A 14,087-nucleotide genomic window follows, 5' to 3' on the forward strand; every position below is an offset into this window, starting at 1 on the left:
CCGTAGCGGCATTCCCATAGACCCCCCCACTTAATTCACCTCATGGCGGCCGTATCAGCCAAGCTAGTTAAAGAACTGCGCGACAAAACTGGCGCAGGGATGATGGATTGCAAGAAAGCCCTGGCAGAAACCAGTGGTGATACAACGAAAGCCGTGGAATGGCTTCGTCAGAAAGGCATTGCTAGTGCCGAAAAGAAATCAAGTCGTGCCGCTGCAGAAGGTGCGATTGGTAGTTACATCCACACCGGTGCGCGCGTGGGAGTGTTGCTAGAGCTCAACTGTGAGACTGATTTCGTCGCCCGTGGAGATCTGTTCCAAGGATTGCTTCGCGACGTGTCGATGCAAGTTGCAGCTTGCCCCAACGTGGAATACGTGAGCACGGACGACATTCCTCAAGACATCATCGATCGTGAGAAGTCAATCGAGATGGGTCGCGATGATCTGGATGGCAAACCAGATCAGATGAAGGTCAAGATTGTCGAAGGACGAATTGGCAAACGTTTGAAGGAAATGTCCTTGCTGGACCAACCCTTTATTCGTGACAGCTCCATGTCCGTGGCTGATTTGGTCAAGGAGGTTGCAGGAAAGATCGGTGAAAACGTCAAGGTTCGCCGCTTCACCCGTTACACCCTTGGTGAAGGGATTGAAATTGAGCAGGTCGACTTTGCAACGGAAGTTGCATCGATGACTAACAGCTGATTTTGACGGCTGAGACGCACTCCACGAGCGGTTACGACCCTAAGGAACAGCTGCGCCGGCTTCAACAACGAAGCCGGCGTCTTGCACCATTGCTGTATCGAGAGCAAGCGCTTTATTTGCAACTTCTGCGCAACCTCTTGTTGCCGAGCGTCCGCACTGCCGTGGGACATCTCTTGTGTGAACGGGGTCAACGACTGTCGCGACTATCCGCGGAGCAACAGTCTGAACTTCAGCAGACCTTTGATGGACTAGTCCAACGCTGCTCCAGTCTGCTGACTGTTGAGCAGCTCATGGATCTGTCCAGGCGCCTTCAGAAAGAAGCATTGGAGTATCGCCAACAGGCCCAGCTCGAGGTGAGCCAGTCTCTTCAGGCTGATGTTGAGAGTGCCCAACCAGAGACCAGCCATAGCGGGATTGAGTTAAGCCTTAGCCCACCCATTGAGCATCCTGATCTTCTGGAGGGATTGCTTCCTCGCTTGGAAGGGGACGTTGATCCGCCATCCACTGAGCCTATTGATGAACTCCAGCAGCCTGTTCAGGATCCGATCGATTCTGAGGCTGCTGCTGAAGGCACGTCGGCTGACTTTGATCTCTTGCGCTCCCTGTTTTTGATGGCTGGTGAGGCGATACAGCAGGCTGACCCGGCTGGCGAGCCAGCCCGTCTTGAATCCGATGCTTCTGCCTTGGGTGCCTCCGTTGTGCCAGAGGATCAGTCTGATGCTGAATTGCTCCCCTCGATGCCAGTGGAGTTGGTGAACTGGTTCGATGGACAGGAGGCCGCCTTGAGCCGCAGGATTCGAAATTTGTCCCACGCTCTCAATGTTGAGCTGTTGCGAGCAGGTCTGGTTAGCAGCCTGCTCCCCACCACGCTTCTTGATGCTGCGATCGCTGGACAGTTGCAGGCGCTTCCCTCTCCCTCGAATCTTTTGCGGCTGAAGCTTCCGTTGCCTCTTCCCTCTCAAGACCAGCCGTTGGAAATCCTCAGCATTTTGGTGAGGCCTGCTGATCTTGAATACGACAACGGTTCACTGCGGCATAGCCGGTACCGATTGCGCCAACATCGCAGCAATTTGCTCACAATGGTGCAGCAGCAGCGGCATTGGCAGAGCCGTCTTACCAGTCAGGAGGTGCACAGTCAGTGGTGGCCCAATCCGCCGATGACAGGTCAGGACTGACCCCGGCACTGGATCGTCAGGGCTTGGAGTGTTTTCTTGCCTGGCTTCGCCCGTTGCAGCAGTCCCTCTCCTTAGAGGCTGATAGGGGATTTCTCGATCTTCAAGGTCGCCATGAACGTTTTCATGCCTTTTTGAGCCGCCAATTGGCAACGCCGCCCCCGGTGACTTTGCCGAAGGACAGCTTGGTCCGTCTTCAGTCTTTAGCCACTGATTTTGCTTCGTATCCCGAACTTGGTGATGCTGGTCGACGTCGTCTCGTCACTGGCACCCGGCAGTGGCTCCATGGTTTACGCGCTCGCCTGGAACCATCGGCACCAATCGCGCCACCACGGATCAAGGTGTCGTCGTCGCATGGCACTCCCGGTCGGTCAGGTTCCTCAGCTTTAACGTTCGATTTGGAGTCACCGCTTGCCAGGGTTCGCGGCATTGGTCCCAAGTTGGCAGAACGTCTGGCAAGCCTGGGTTTGCTTGTCGTTCGGGATCTGATCCAGCACTATCCGAGGGACTACGTCGACTACTCCGCCTTACGCAGAATTGAAGCCTTGGAGGCTGGAGAAACCGCAACGATTGTGGCCACTGTGCGTCGATCTCATGGTTTTACCAGTCCTCGAAACCCCAATCTTTCGATTATTGAATTGCAGCTGCAAGACCCCACCGGTCGCATCAAGGTGACTCGCTTTTTAGCAGGAAAACGATTTAGCAATCCTTCCTACCTCCATGGTCAGACCCGTCAGTATCCCGTGGGTGCCACCGTGGCTGTGAGTGGTTTGGTCAAAAGCGGGCCCTATGGCGTCAGCTTTCAAGATCCCTTGATTGAGGTGATGGAGAGCGCCAATGCCCCCTTACGTTCTCGCCAAATTGGCCGGTTGTTGCCGGTGTACCCCCTCACCGAAGGACTCACGGCCGATCGTTTTCGAAGCTTGGTAGAAACGGTTTTGCCTGCTGTTCGCTTTTGGCCTGACCCCCTGCCTCCGCCTCGCCGGGACGCGCGTGGCTTGTTGTCGCGCGATCAAGCGCTGGTTGCGATTCATCGACCGGACACTAGTGAGCAACTGCAGCAAGCGCGTCATCGCTTGGTGTTTGACGAATTCCTGCTTTTGCAGCTCAGTTTGATGCAACGTAGAGCTGCCTTACGTCAGCGTTCAGCACCCGTGCTCCTTAGGGGGGTGGAGCGTGAAGGATTGGTCGGTCGTTTTCTGTCTCTTCTTCCGTTTGAACTCACGGGTGCTCAGAAGCGGGTGTTGTCTGAGATTGAACAGGATCTCGAGCGCCCTGAACCGATGGCGCGGCTCGTGCAAGGGGATGTGGGAAGCGGCAAAACCGTTGTGGCAATTGCCGCACTGCTGAAGGCCGTGGAAGCTGGCTGGCAAGGAGCCTTGATGGCGCCAACAGAGGTTTTGGCGGCGCAGCACTATCGCAGTCTCTGTTGTTGGTTGCCTCCACTGAACGTCAACGTAGAACTGCTCACTGGGTCAACTCCGCGTCGCAGCCGACGGCAAATCTTGAGTGATCTCTCTGGTGGTACTTTGCGCATTCTTGTGGGAACACACGCCCTCTTGGAGGATCCAGTCGCGTTTGATCGTCTGGGCCTCGTGGTGGTCGATGAGCAACATCGTTTTGGAGTGCGTCAACGCAACCGTCTTCTCGACAAAGGCTTGCAACCCCATTTGCTCACGATGACGGCCACTCCGATTCCCCGAACCTTGGCCCTTTCGCTCCATGGTGATTTGGATGTCAGTCAAATCGATGAGCTGCCTCCGGGGCGCACTCCGATTCGTACGAGGGTTGTGAAGAGCTCTGAGCGTGAGGAGGCCTATGAACTTATCCGTGAACAGGTGCTTCAGGGGCAGCGCAGTTATGTGGTGCTTCCCCTGGTGGAGGAATCAGAAAAAGTCGACCTGCGCTCGGCGGTTGATGTGCATCGTCAGCTCTCGGAGGAGGTGTTTCCAGAGTTCAGCGTGGGCCTGCTCCATGGCCGATTAGCTAGTCCTGAGAAGCAGGCCGTGATTGCTGATTTTGCCGGCGGAGCCACTCAGATTTTGGTGTCTACAACCGTGGTGGAAGTTGGGGTGGATGTTCCTGAAGCCAGTGTGATGGTGATTGATCATGCCGATCGTTTTGGTTTGGCTCAGTTGCACCAGTTACGGGGAAGGGTGGGCCGAGGAGCCGCCGCTTCTTACTGCTTACTTGTGAATGACAGCCGTAATCCCTTAGCCAGACAACGCCTTGAAGTTTTAGTCCGATCCAATGATGGATTTGAGATTGCTGAGATGGACCTTCGCTTTCGAGGTCCTGGTCAGGTCCTTGGTACCCGGCAATCGGGTTTGCCCGATTTGGCACTCGCCAGCCTGGCGGACGATGGCTCTGTTTTGGAGGAAGCCCGTGATGAAGCGGCGAGCATCCTGAAGGAGGATCCCGACCTCAAGTCTTTCGAGCACATTCGTGTGTTGTTGGAACAGCAACGCAAGCGGGCTGCCGCAGCTGTGCAACTCAATTAGCCATTCAACGCATTGACATCGCATCTGGGATGCGTCGTTCCCTAGAAACTGGCAATCTGCTGTCAGCGTTTTCACTGTTGTTTCAGCATGCAGCGTCCATGGCATTCCGTCACGATTGACGATTGCGGGGAATCTTTGCGACCGCTGCGTTCCCTTTTGACCTGCATGGAGCCGCACCCCTATGTGTCCTTAGGTGCTCCTTACGGAAACGGAGCAGACCCCTTTTGTCTTCGCCAAGGAGTGAGGAGCCGTTTGCTCGCTGCTCAAGTTCATCTCCAGGGCCTCTCGACGGAGGCTGGACTTCAACCACTTCGGCTAGGCATTTTCGATGCCTGGCGCCCAGTGACTGTTCAAGCGTTCATGGTGAACCACGCCATTGAGCAGGAGTGTGCTCGCCAAGGCATTGATGCTGATGATTCAGACCAGCTGCATCGCTTGGAAAATATTCGCTCAGAGGTGGCTCGTTTTTGGGCTCCACCCAGTACTGATTTGTTAAAACCGCCGCCCCACAGCACTGGTGCTGCTGTGGATCTCACTCTCATTGATGCACAGGGGAGGCCCTTGGATATGGGGGGGGAGATCGATGCGATTGGACCCGAGTCTCTCCCGCTTCACCATGCTGATGCAGCGGTGGATGATCCTGATGGGCCTGCTGCTTTATTTCATAGCCGTCGATGTTTGCTGCATCGTGTGATGACTCAAGCGGGATTTGTCCGTCACCCGAATGAGTGGTGGCACTTCAGTTTTGGCGATCAGCTTTGGGCTTGGACCGTTCATCAGGATCGTGCCATTTATGGGCGTGATCCAAATGTATTCAGCTTGGAACCTTGAGCATCTCTTGAACGGTGGCATCACCAAGTTTGGTGATGTGTTCGCCAAAGCCACGCCGGCCTCCAGCATCTTTCCAGCTCAGAAGTAAGGGTTCGAGGGTTGTTTCAAGGTCTTCCAGAGGCATTTTCTGTAGGAACGGACGAGCAAGTCGCTGCAAATTGGCGCTGCCCCCAAGCCAGAGCTGATATTGGTTGACTCCGCTTCCGACAAGACCAAGCTCGGCCATGTAAGGACGAGCGCAACCATTCGGACATCCCGTCATACGGACCAAGATGGATTTCTTGATCTCTAAATGATTGAGCTGGGAATTAAGTCTTTCAAGAACATCTGGAAGCACGCGTTCCGATTCTGTAACGGCCAGTCCGCAGGTGGGTAAGGCTGGGCAAGCGAGGGCATGACGGGCAAGAGGATCAACCTCTGCTGGGAGTTCAAAACCTAATTCGGCAAGCTCCCTTTTGATAGATGATTTTTGACTGGAGCCGATGTTGCAAAGCAGTAAATCTTGATTTGGAGTGAGTCGAATTTCTAATTGGTATCTTTCAACAATGGAGCGAATTCCTGCTTTCACAGATCCTTCGAGTCGGCCACACATGAAAGGGAGGCCCACAAACCATAGGCCTGGCTTTTGACGATTCCATCCCAGGTAGTCCATTAATTTAGTAGGTGATTCTTTGATCAAGCTTTTAATATCTCTTTTGAAGTAATCCTTGATCAAGGTTTCGCGAAACCACTGAATTCCACGATTATGAAGCAGGTATTTCATGCGAGCATGCTTTCTAACCTCACGGTCCCCATGGTCTCGCTGTAGGGCCATTATTGATTGCAGGAGGTCGAAAATATTTTCAGCGTCGACATAACCTAAAGGATCAGCGATACGTGCAAAAGTATCGTCTTGGTTATGTGTTCTTCCTAAGCCCCCGCCAACGTAAACATTGCATCCACGCATGGCTCCATTTTTGTTTGTGAATAGAACGAGTCCTATGTCTTGTGTCAGAAGGTCAACTGAGTTGTCTCCAGGAACTGTGACGGCGACTTTAAATTTTCTTGGGAGGTACGTATCGCCATAAATCGGTTCATCCTGGCTTCCGGAAAAGACCCCTTGCTCAAACTGTCGTTCGCGAGCTTGCTTGACAGGTTTCGCAGGTTTAAATCGATAACTAAGGTCACCATCAACCCACATGTCTAAGTAAGATCCTTCAGCTGCTTTTGGGCTTAGTAAGTCAGCTATTTTGTCAGCAAGTTGTCTGGCAGCCGGGTATCCATTGTTTTCAAAGGGTGCAGCTGGTGCCATCACATTCCTATTGATATCGCCACAGGCAGCTAATGTAGATCCAAGGTTTTTTATGATTGTTCCAATAACTGTTTTAAGGTCTGCTTTCGGAATGCCATGCATTTGAAAGGCTTGGCGTGTTGTGATGCGTAGGGTGCCGTTTCCGTATTGGTTGGAAAGGTCGTCGAGAGCCGCAAAAAGTTGTGCAGGAACTCGTCCTCCTGGATTGCGCAGACGAAGCATCATCTGCCAGCACTTAATCTTGTCGGTTTTTCTTAATTCTCTATGATTCTGTTGATAGCTCCCATGAAACTTCAGTAACTGAACTGCGTCCTCACTAAAGCGAATTTCTTCGTTGTTGAGCTCTGTTAATAAAGGTTCTCTAAGATGACCGCTATAGAGCTTTCGCTTTTCAGCCTTCGACAGAGCTGTGTCAATCGATTCTGTAGGTGTAGAAGGGCCATCAAGCGTCCGATCGAGACCTGCATCTTGCGTCCCTGAGGTCGTCGTCAAACCTTCGTTCACGGATTCAAGGGATAGGTCTTTTGAAACTAGCGAAGCGGCTTCCAATACAGTCAATTCCTACATATCCAAACGGCGTGTCCTCAACATTCCTCCTTGAAATCGGTACCGAGGAACTGCCAGCAGAGTTTGTGCTCTCGGCGCTGAAGCAGCTTGAGCAAATGGTGGTGTCCGATCTGAAGGACCTTCGTTTAAGTCATGGCCAAGTCAGGGTGTCGGGGACGCCTAGACGTCTTGCTGTGGTGGTGGAGTCGTTGATTGAACGACAGCCAGATTTAGAAGAAGAACGCAAGGGACCTCCCGTGAAGCAGGCTCTGGTGGATGGCAAGCCCGGTCCCGCTGCTTTGGGTTTTGCTAAACGATGCGGAGTGGATCCTGCTGAACTCCAATCGCGTGACACTCCAAAGGGGGCTTGTTTGTTCGCCAGGGTTTGCACCCCAGGTGACGCCACCACAACCCTTTTGATTGAGCGCATTCCTGCCTGGATCAATGGGTTGCAAGGCAGGCGATTCATGCGCTGGGGCGATGGTGATCAGCGTTTCAGTCGTCCTGTGCGTTGGCTGGTTTCGCTGTATGGGTCTGAGCTCATTCCAGTGACTCTTTCAGCTGCGAAACCACAGGTTCAAAGCGGTCGTTTGAGTCGATCCCATCGTCTCCGCGACAGCACAGTGGAAATCCAGCATGCAGATGATTATTGCGATGCCTTAGCGAAGGCTGGTGTGATGGTGGATCGATCCCAGCGTGAGCACTTGATTCGCTCAGCTTTGGACTCCGAGGCTCAGGCTTGTTCTGCCTCTGTTGATTGTCCTGAAGCTCTCTTTGAAGAATTGGTTGATCTTGTGGAAGCCCCCAGGGTTCTGAGTGGGGAGATTGCCGATTGTTATCTCGAGTTGCCACCAGAAGTGATTATCACTGTGATGCAGTCCCACCAGCGTTATGTCCCGTTGAAACGGGAGAACGCACACCACGATCCCTTGGCCCTTCAGGCTCGCGACGGACTGCTCTCAAAATTCTTGCTGGTGAGCAATGGCCTCGATCGTGCGGATGCAACCATCGTGCGTGGCAACGAACGGGTGTTAGGGGCCCGCCTTGCTGATGCTGAATTTTTTCTGAATGTCGATCGAAAAAGTGCGAGCGAAGCACGCCGAGAGTCCCTAGATCGCGTCACTTTCGCGAAGGGGCTCGGCAGCCTGCGTGATCGCTGTGAGCGGATGTCTTGGATGACGGAGCGTTTGATCGAATCGCTTTCCATCACTTCAGAGATTGCGATCCATGCCAAGCGAGCCGCTCACCTCTGCAAACATGATTTGGTGAGCCAGATGGTGGGCGAGTTCCCTGAGCTGCAGGGGTTGATCGGCGGAAAATACTTGTTAGAGGAGGGTGAAGATCGCCAGGTTGCCCTGGCAGTGGCTGAGCACTATCAACCTCGTGGTGCTGGAGATGCTCTTCCTTCCAGTGATGCAGGAGCACTTTTGGCCCTTGCGGAACGCTTGGAATTGCTATTAAGCATCTACGCCAAGGGCGATCGCCCCAGTGGCTCATCCGATCCGTATGCCTTGCGACGGGCTGGAAATGGCATTGTTCAGATCCTTTGGGATCGTGGTTGGCGTCTTTCTTTGCCAAGCCTGTTGTTGAAAGCAGCACGGTATTGGGCAGAACTCTTTCCCTCTTTTGCAGTGAAACCGGAGGCCTTAGTGGCAGATCTGTCGCTTTTACTGCGACAGCGAATGGTGTCTCAGTTTGAGGAGGATGGTTTCCCGGCCGATTTGGTTCAAGCCGTGGCTGGCGAGGCCGTTGGCGATGCGCGTCTGCTCGGTGATCCAGTGGATGCTCGGGAACGTCTTGCCTTGCTCCAACAGCTGCGTCGCGATCAACGCCTACAGGCAGTGCAAGCGGTCGTTCAACGTGCAGCCAAACTGGCCGAAAAGGGAGACCTCGGAAGCGATCAGCTCACAGCTTCGGGGGTTGTTCAACCCGATTTATTTGAATCAGCGAGTGAAGCCTCGCTGTTGCAATCTCTGGACGACCTGTCGCCTCTCGCACAATCAGGCAATTACATCCAGCTTGCAGAAGGTTTACAGGGTGCTGCTAAGGCTCTTGAGGCCTTTTTTGATGGCCCGGACAGCGTGATGGTGATGGCGGACAACCTCGATGTCCGCCGTAATCGCCTTAATCTTCTTGGTGTTTTGAAAAATCAGGCATCAGTACTGGCGCAATTTGATTGCATTCAGTCCTGATGCCTCGTAGAGAGGCTTGCTTCAGCCTGCAGTGACCTTGGAACGCTCTTCCTCGATCTCCGCCTCACTTTTTTGAGGAGCATGGCTTGAGCTCTGCGCTTTGATCGCTTGGGCGGCTTCGTCCGCTAGGAAATCTCCATCCGATCGTCCTACGGCTGAGGGAACGGAGTGGTACGACGAGGGGGCTAGGGCTTGACCACGCAGAAGACTGGCAAGAGTGCGAGCGGTGAGCTTCACCTGTTGCCAGGGATTCATCATCACCACCTTTTTGTACAGATAGCTGTCGAAGGTGAGCTTCTGGACGTCTTGGTCATCGCACATTTCAACGAACGCTTCTCGAGCTGCATCGGTGCGATAGAAGATGCGTTGAAGAATATCGAGCACGATGTACGTTGCTCCGTACTTACGATCCCAACGTTTCAAGTAAGTGTTCTTGATCTCTTTTTCAGTGGGCATCTGGGTGCCATTTTTGGAGATTTCAACGATCGCTTCTGCACACATCCGACCGCTTTTTGCGGCGAAGTAGATCCCTTCTCCAGAACTTTTGGTGACGTATCCAGCGGCATCTCCCACAAGCGCCATACGGCCTACCACTCTGCGAGGGCGAGGATGTTCGGGAATTGGGTGAGCTTCAACTTTGATCACTTCGCCCTTGAACAAGCGTTTACGGGCGCGTTCGCGGATTCCTCTCTGAAGACCCTTAATTAGGGATTGATTTTGTTGCATGGTTCCAGTCCCCACGGCAACGTGGTCGTACTTAGGAAAGACCCAGGCATAGAAGTCGGGTGAGACATCTGTTCCTACGTACATCTCGGCGAGATCTTCGTAGTACACCATCTCTTCTGCTGGCAGCTTGATGCGCTCTTGGAACGCGATCGCCACCTTGTAGTCACCAGCGTCCATCGCTTTGGCGACGCGGGAGTTGGCCCCATCGGCGCCGATGATGAGATCCACTTCCAGGCTTTTCATTTCGCCAGTAGGACCGCCTGCGCTGTAATCGGCGTAATGGAGGGTGTAAGGACCTTGGCGTTTGTCGCCGGTGTCGATCTTTTGCACCAACCCATTAATCAGAGTGGTGCCTAAATCTGCAGCTCGGTTGCGAAGGAAGGAGTCGAACACCTCGCGCCGACACATGCCGATGTAGGCGTTGTCGTCGTAACCGAGGGGATCCAACTTGATATCCACCTCCCGATTGGAGGGTGAAATCATCTTCATGTTCCGAACTTTTCGGTCGATGATCGAATCGGGAAGATCGAATTCCTCAACCATGCAAAGCGGAATCGCTCCCCCGCAAGGCTTGGCGTTATCAAGTTTTCTCTCGAATAACCAAGTCTTGATGCCGGCCCGTGCAAGCACTTCTGCGGCACAGGATCCGCTCGGTCCACCACCGACAACGGCAACTCTCAGCATCTCAGCAAACTCCGCCGGGTCTTTGATTTCAAACTAATCACGCATCCAGAAAAGTGGTAGTGGGCCCTGGCGGACCCCTTTACGATTGAAACAACACTGCATGAATCCTCTGGGAAGGGCCGTCGCCACTCGCCGAAGCACCCGGGATGACATTCCTGTCGCCCGTCGCTCGAAGCCTGCTTCTCGTCAGCGCCCCAGCGGGTTTGGTGTTTTTTTGGCGTGTCTTCTTGTTGGTGGAGGCAGTTTGGCTGCTGTTTGGCTAGGCCCCGGTTTGCTGGCAGGTCGTTCCTTTTTGTTTTCCTCGGATCCGATTCCAGTGGTGGAAGGGATTGAAGCGCCGCCGGATCAAGACGGTCGTCTGCTTGGACATTTCCCTTATGACGAAGCGATTGCCAACCAACTTGTGCCTGTTGAGGCTGGAATTGAGTTGCATCAGGATGCAGCACTTGCGTTGGATTCAATGCGTCGTGCTGCTGCCTCCGATGGAATCGATCTCAGGTTGATCAGTGGCTATCGCTCTCATGATTTGCAGCAGGGGATTTTCTTTGATGTGAAATCAGAACGCAATCAAACCGCCGAAGAACGGGCAAAGGTTTCGGCTCCACCGGGTTATTCCGAACACAGCACTGGCTATGCGATTGACCTTGGTGATGGCAGCCGACCCGATACGAATCTTTCGGTTTCGTTTGAGACGACTCCTGCATTTCGTTGGTTGCAGGATTACGCCGCTAGTTATCACTTCACGCTGTCCTTTCCCAAGCTGAATCCTCAGGGTGTGAGTTATGAGCCTTGGCATTGGCGTTTTGAGGGGTCTGCCGAGGCTTTGCGTCAATTTGAACCTGCACGTCAGCTGGCTCTTGGGCGTTGAACACAGCATCTTTCCCAGAATTGCTTTCCCCAGCTGGGGATTGGAAGGCCTTGATAGCTGCTGTCTCCAACGGTGCTGATGCTGTTTATTTCGGCGTGGAGGCCTTTAATGCTCGACTTCGCGCAGACAATTTTCAGCTTGTTGAGCTGCCCGAGATCATGGCTTGGCTTCACGCCCGTGGAGTGAAGGGATTTCTCACAGTGAATGTTCTGATCTTTGCTGATGAGTTAGATCAGGCTTCCCAGCTGCTTTTGGCTGCAGACCAGGCTGGTGTTGATGCTCTGATCGTGCAGGACTTAGGGCTTTGCCTTCTCGCGAAAGCTCTTGTGCCCTCTTTATCCCTGCATGCATCCACTCAGATGTCGATTACGAGTGCCGCTGGTGTGGCACAGGCAGCGGCTGCGGGTTGTGAGCGGGTTGTGCTGGCGAGGGAATTAGCCCTACGCGACCTTGAGCGTCTGCAAAATCAACTGCGGGAGAGATCCCTTTCCATGCCCCTAGAGGTGTTTGTGCATGGAGCCTTATGCGTGGCCTATTCCGGTCAGTGCCTTACTAGTGAATCCCTGGGCCAGCGCAGTGCCAATCGTGGTGAATGTGCACAGGCTTGTCGTCTTCCCTATGAATTGTTGGTGGATGGTGAATCCCTCGATCTCGGGGATCAAAGGTATTTACTGTCTCCCCAGGATCTCTCCGCGTGGCCGCTCCTGGCTGATTTGGTGAAGCTCGGAATCAGTAGTTTCAAGATCGAAGGACGGCTCAAGGACCCCACCTACGTGGCGTCGGTAACGGATGCCTATCGCCGCAGTCTCGATGGCTTGGATTGTGATGCTGTGGAGATTCAACGCCAGCTTGAGCTTGGTTTCTCCAGGGGGTTGTCCACAGGTTGGCTCCAGGGAATTGATCACCGTTCTCTCGTGCATGGTCGCTGGAGCAAGAAGCGTGGACCGGTGATTGGTGCTCTGGTTCGAGTGGAGCCCAAAGGTTGGTTGGTGTTGCGTTGCACAGAAAGCCTGCGCAATGGTCAGGGTTTGGTTCTTGAAGCGAACGATCGTGAGCACGACCCTCTGGCCCCTCCTCGTGAGATCGGAGGACGGGTGATGGAGGTTCAGACGATGCCGAAGGGACTCATACGCTTGCGGCTTGGTCCGGGCCGTGTTGAGGTGTCGGGCTTGCGATCAGGCTCTCCGGTTTGGCTCACCAGTGATCCGCAATGGCAAAGCACCTGGCAGCGTCGATCGGAACGCGTGATGTCTCCGCTTGAACGAGGTCTTCGGGTTCGTGTGACCGGGCAGGAGGGGCAACCCCTGGTTCTTGAGCTGGTTGCCCCTGTTTTGCCGAATGGAGTGTGCTGCAGCGTGACCAGTCAGGCCGTTTTGGAGAAAGCCCGTGATCACGGTTTGGATCGTGAGCGTTTGCTCGCTCAGCTTGGGCGTTTGGGAGGCACGGGCTGGCGTCTTGAGCATCTGGAAACCGACCTCGGCTCAGCCTTATTTCTTCCCGTTGCTGAGCTGAACAGGATGCGACGCTCGCTGTTGCAACAGATGGCCGATGGAGGACTAACCGCGGTCTCCCAACCGCCTGCAATGCATTCGGTTTTAGAACCATTGGAGTCTCAGCCCATCGTTGCGGCCACCCTTGAGCGCTTGGCTGATTGGCGGGACTCAGCAGTGCAGCAATCCGATTCGCCATCGTTGGTTGTGCTTGTTCGGAGCCTCGAGCAGTTGCGTGCTCTTCAGGACATTGGCGAGGGACCGATTACCTCGGTTGTTGCCGATTTAGAGCATCCGAAGGAGCTCAAGGAAGCTGTGGCCATAGGCCGGGGCTGCTGGCCAGAGGGGATTTGGTTAGCAGGGCCTCGTATCACCAGACCTGGAGAACGCTGGATGTTGGAACCACTTCTCAAAGCGAAAGCGGATGGTTATCTCGTGCGAAACGCAGATCAGCTGGAATTACTTACGGGCCAGGCCCCCTGCGCTGGCGACTTCACCTTGAATGTTGCCAACCCCCTCAGTTTGCTTTGGTTCCTTGAGACCTGGGGGCTGAATCGGGTCACAGCCAGTTGTGATTTGAACCTCAGCCAATTGCTTGATTTAGTCCAGGCTTCTCCGCCGGAACGGATGGAAGTGGTCCTGCATCAACACATGCCGCTCTTCCACATGGAGCACTGTTTGTTTTGTTCGTTTCTTTCGGAAGGCCACGATCACACCGATTGCGGAAGGCCCTGTGAGCATCACACCGTGATGCTGAGAGATCGAAGTGGGGTGGAGCATCCACTGAAAGCGGATCTTGGCTGTCGCAATACCCTCTTTAATGGCAAGCCTCAGACAGGGGTCGAGGCCCTAGACGAGCTGCGTCAAGCAGGTATTCGACGTTATCGCTTGGATCTCCTTGATGAAGAGGCCGAGGCAACACGTCGGCGGATTCAGCTCTACAGCGATGCACTTTTGGGACGCACGTTGTCAGCCGACGTTTGGAAGCGAGAGCAAATCGATCACAGACTCGGAGTGACGCGTGGCAGTTTGCGCATCGGGCGCGAAAATCAATCGTTACCAGTCTCACTTTGAGATAGCATGTCGC

At 54.0% G+C, this 14,087-nt stretch carries 9 protein-coding genes; 7 read left to right on the forward strand and 2 right to left on the reverse strand.

Going from position 1 to position 14,087, the window contains the following annotated elements; translation table 11 throughout:
• Positions 1–42: 42 nt before the first annotated feature.
• The 4 genes from tsf (at position 43) to SIC18_RS08920 (ending at position 5,203) form a co-directional block, all read left to right on the forward strand.
• Positions 43–699: a translation elongation factor Ts gene (tsf, locus tag SIC18_RS08905; protein ID WP_048346410.1), complete on the forward strand. Its 657-nt coding sequence runs from the start codon at positions 43–45 to the stop codon at positions 697–699.
• A gap of 2 nt (positions 700–701) precedes the next feature.
• Entirely contained in the window at positions 702–1,874 is a 1,173-nt protein-coding gene (locus SIC18_RS08910; RefSeq protein ID WP_413429365.1) for a hypothetical protein, read from the forward strand.
• Positions 1,838–4,372, forward strand: coding sequence for an ATP-dependent DNA helicase RecG (gene recG / locus SIC18_RS08915; RefSeq protein WP_048346411.1), 2,535 nt, complete (start codon positions 1,838–1,840; stop codon positions 4,370–4,372). Before SIC18_RS08910 ends, recG begins: the two co-directional genes overlap by 37 nt.
• A gap of 87 nt (positions 4,373–4,459) precedes the next feature.
• The gene (locus SIC18_RS08920; protein WP_048346412.1) at positions 4,460–5,203 is read left to right on the forward strand and encodes a M15 family metallopeptidase; all 744 of its coding nucleotides are present in this window, start codon (positions 4,460–4,462) and stop codon (positions 5,201–5,203) included.
• Here the strand turns inward: SIC18_RS08920 and SIC18_RS08925 are convergent.
• Complete coding sequence (locus tag SIC18_RS08925) at positions 5,187–6,911, reverse strand: NADPH-dependent assimilatory sulfite reductase hemoprotein subunit (protein WP_048348115.1); 1,725 nt, start codon at positions 6,909–6,911, stop codon at positions 5,187–5,189. The genes SIC18_RS08920 and SIC18_RS08925 overlap by 17 nt on opposite strands.
• 161 nt (positions 6,912–7,072) lie before the next feature.
• On the opposite strand from SIC18_RS08925, the gene glyS reads away from it, so the two are divergent.
• Positions 7,073–9,232: a glycine--tRNA ligase subunit beta gene (gene glyS / locus SIC18_RS08930; protein WP_048346413.1), complete on the forward strand. Its 2,160-nt coding sequence runs from the start codon at positions 7,073–7,075 to the stop codon at positions 9,230–9,232.
• A 21-nt stretch (positions 9,233–9,253) separates the two neighbouring features.
• Here the strand turns inward: glyS and chlP are convergent, their stop codons facing one another.
• The gene (gene chlP / locus SIC18_RS08935; protein ID WP_413429366.1) at positions 9,254–10,642 is read right to left on the reverse strand and encodes a geranylgeranyl reductase; all 1,389 of its coding nucleotides are present in this window, start codon (positions 10,640–10,642) and stop codon (positions 9,254–9,256) included.
• Between the two features lie 100 nt (positions 10,643–10,742).
• Here chlP and SIC18_RS08940 point away from each other — a divergent pair, with 100 nt between their 5' ends.
• Together SIC18_RS08940 and SIC18_RS08945 are read left to right on the forward strand one after the other, a co-directional pair.
• On the forward strand, positions 10,743–11,510 hold the full coding sequence (locus SIC18_RS08940; RefSeq protein ID WP_048346415.1) for a M15 family metallopeptidase: 768 nt from the start codon (positions 10,743–10,745) through the stop codon (positions 11,508–11,510).
• Positions 11,507–14,074 (forward strand): DUF3656 domain-containing U32 family peptidase, encoded by a 2,568-nt coding sequence (locus SIC18_RS08945; RefSeq protein ID WP_413429368.1) that lies wholly within the window; start codon positions 11,507–11,509, stop codon positions 14,072–14,074. Before SIC18_RS08940 ends, SIC18_RS08945 begins: the two co-directional genes overlap by 4 nt.
• Positions 14,075–14,087 lie beyond the last annotated feature (13 nt).

Source organism: Synechococcus sp. Cu2B8-bc1011, assembly GCF_047302735.1.
GTDB lineage: Bacteria > Cyanobacteriota > Cyanobacteriia > PCC-6307 > Cyanobiaceae > Synechococcus_C.

What these genes read in the sequence shown, in the direction of transcription:
- tsf (WP_048346410.1), top strand. Translation starts at nt 43, where the DNA reads ATGGCGGCCGTATCAGCCAAGCTAGTTAAAGAACTGCGCGACAAAACT.
- SIC18_RS08920 (WP_048346412.1), top strand. Translation starts at nt 4,460, where the DNA reads ATGCAGCGTCCATGGCATTCCGTCACGATTGACGATTGCGGGGAATCT.
- SIC18_RS08940 (WP_048346415.1), top strand. Translation starts at nt 10,743, where the DNA reads ATGAATCCTCTGGGAAGGGCCGTCGCCACTCGCCGAAGCACCCGGGAT.
- chlP (WP_413429366.1), bottom strand. Translation starts at nt 10,642, where the DNA reads ATGCTGAGAGTTGCCGTTGTCGGTGGTGGACCGAGCGGATCCTGTGCC.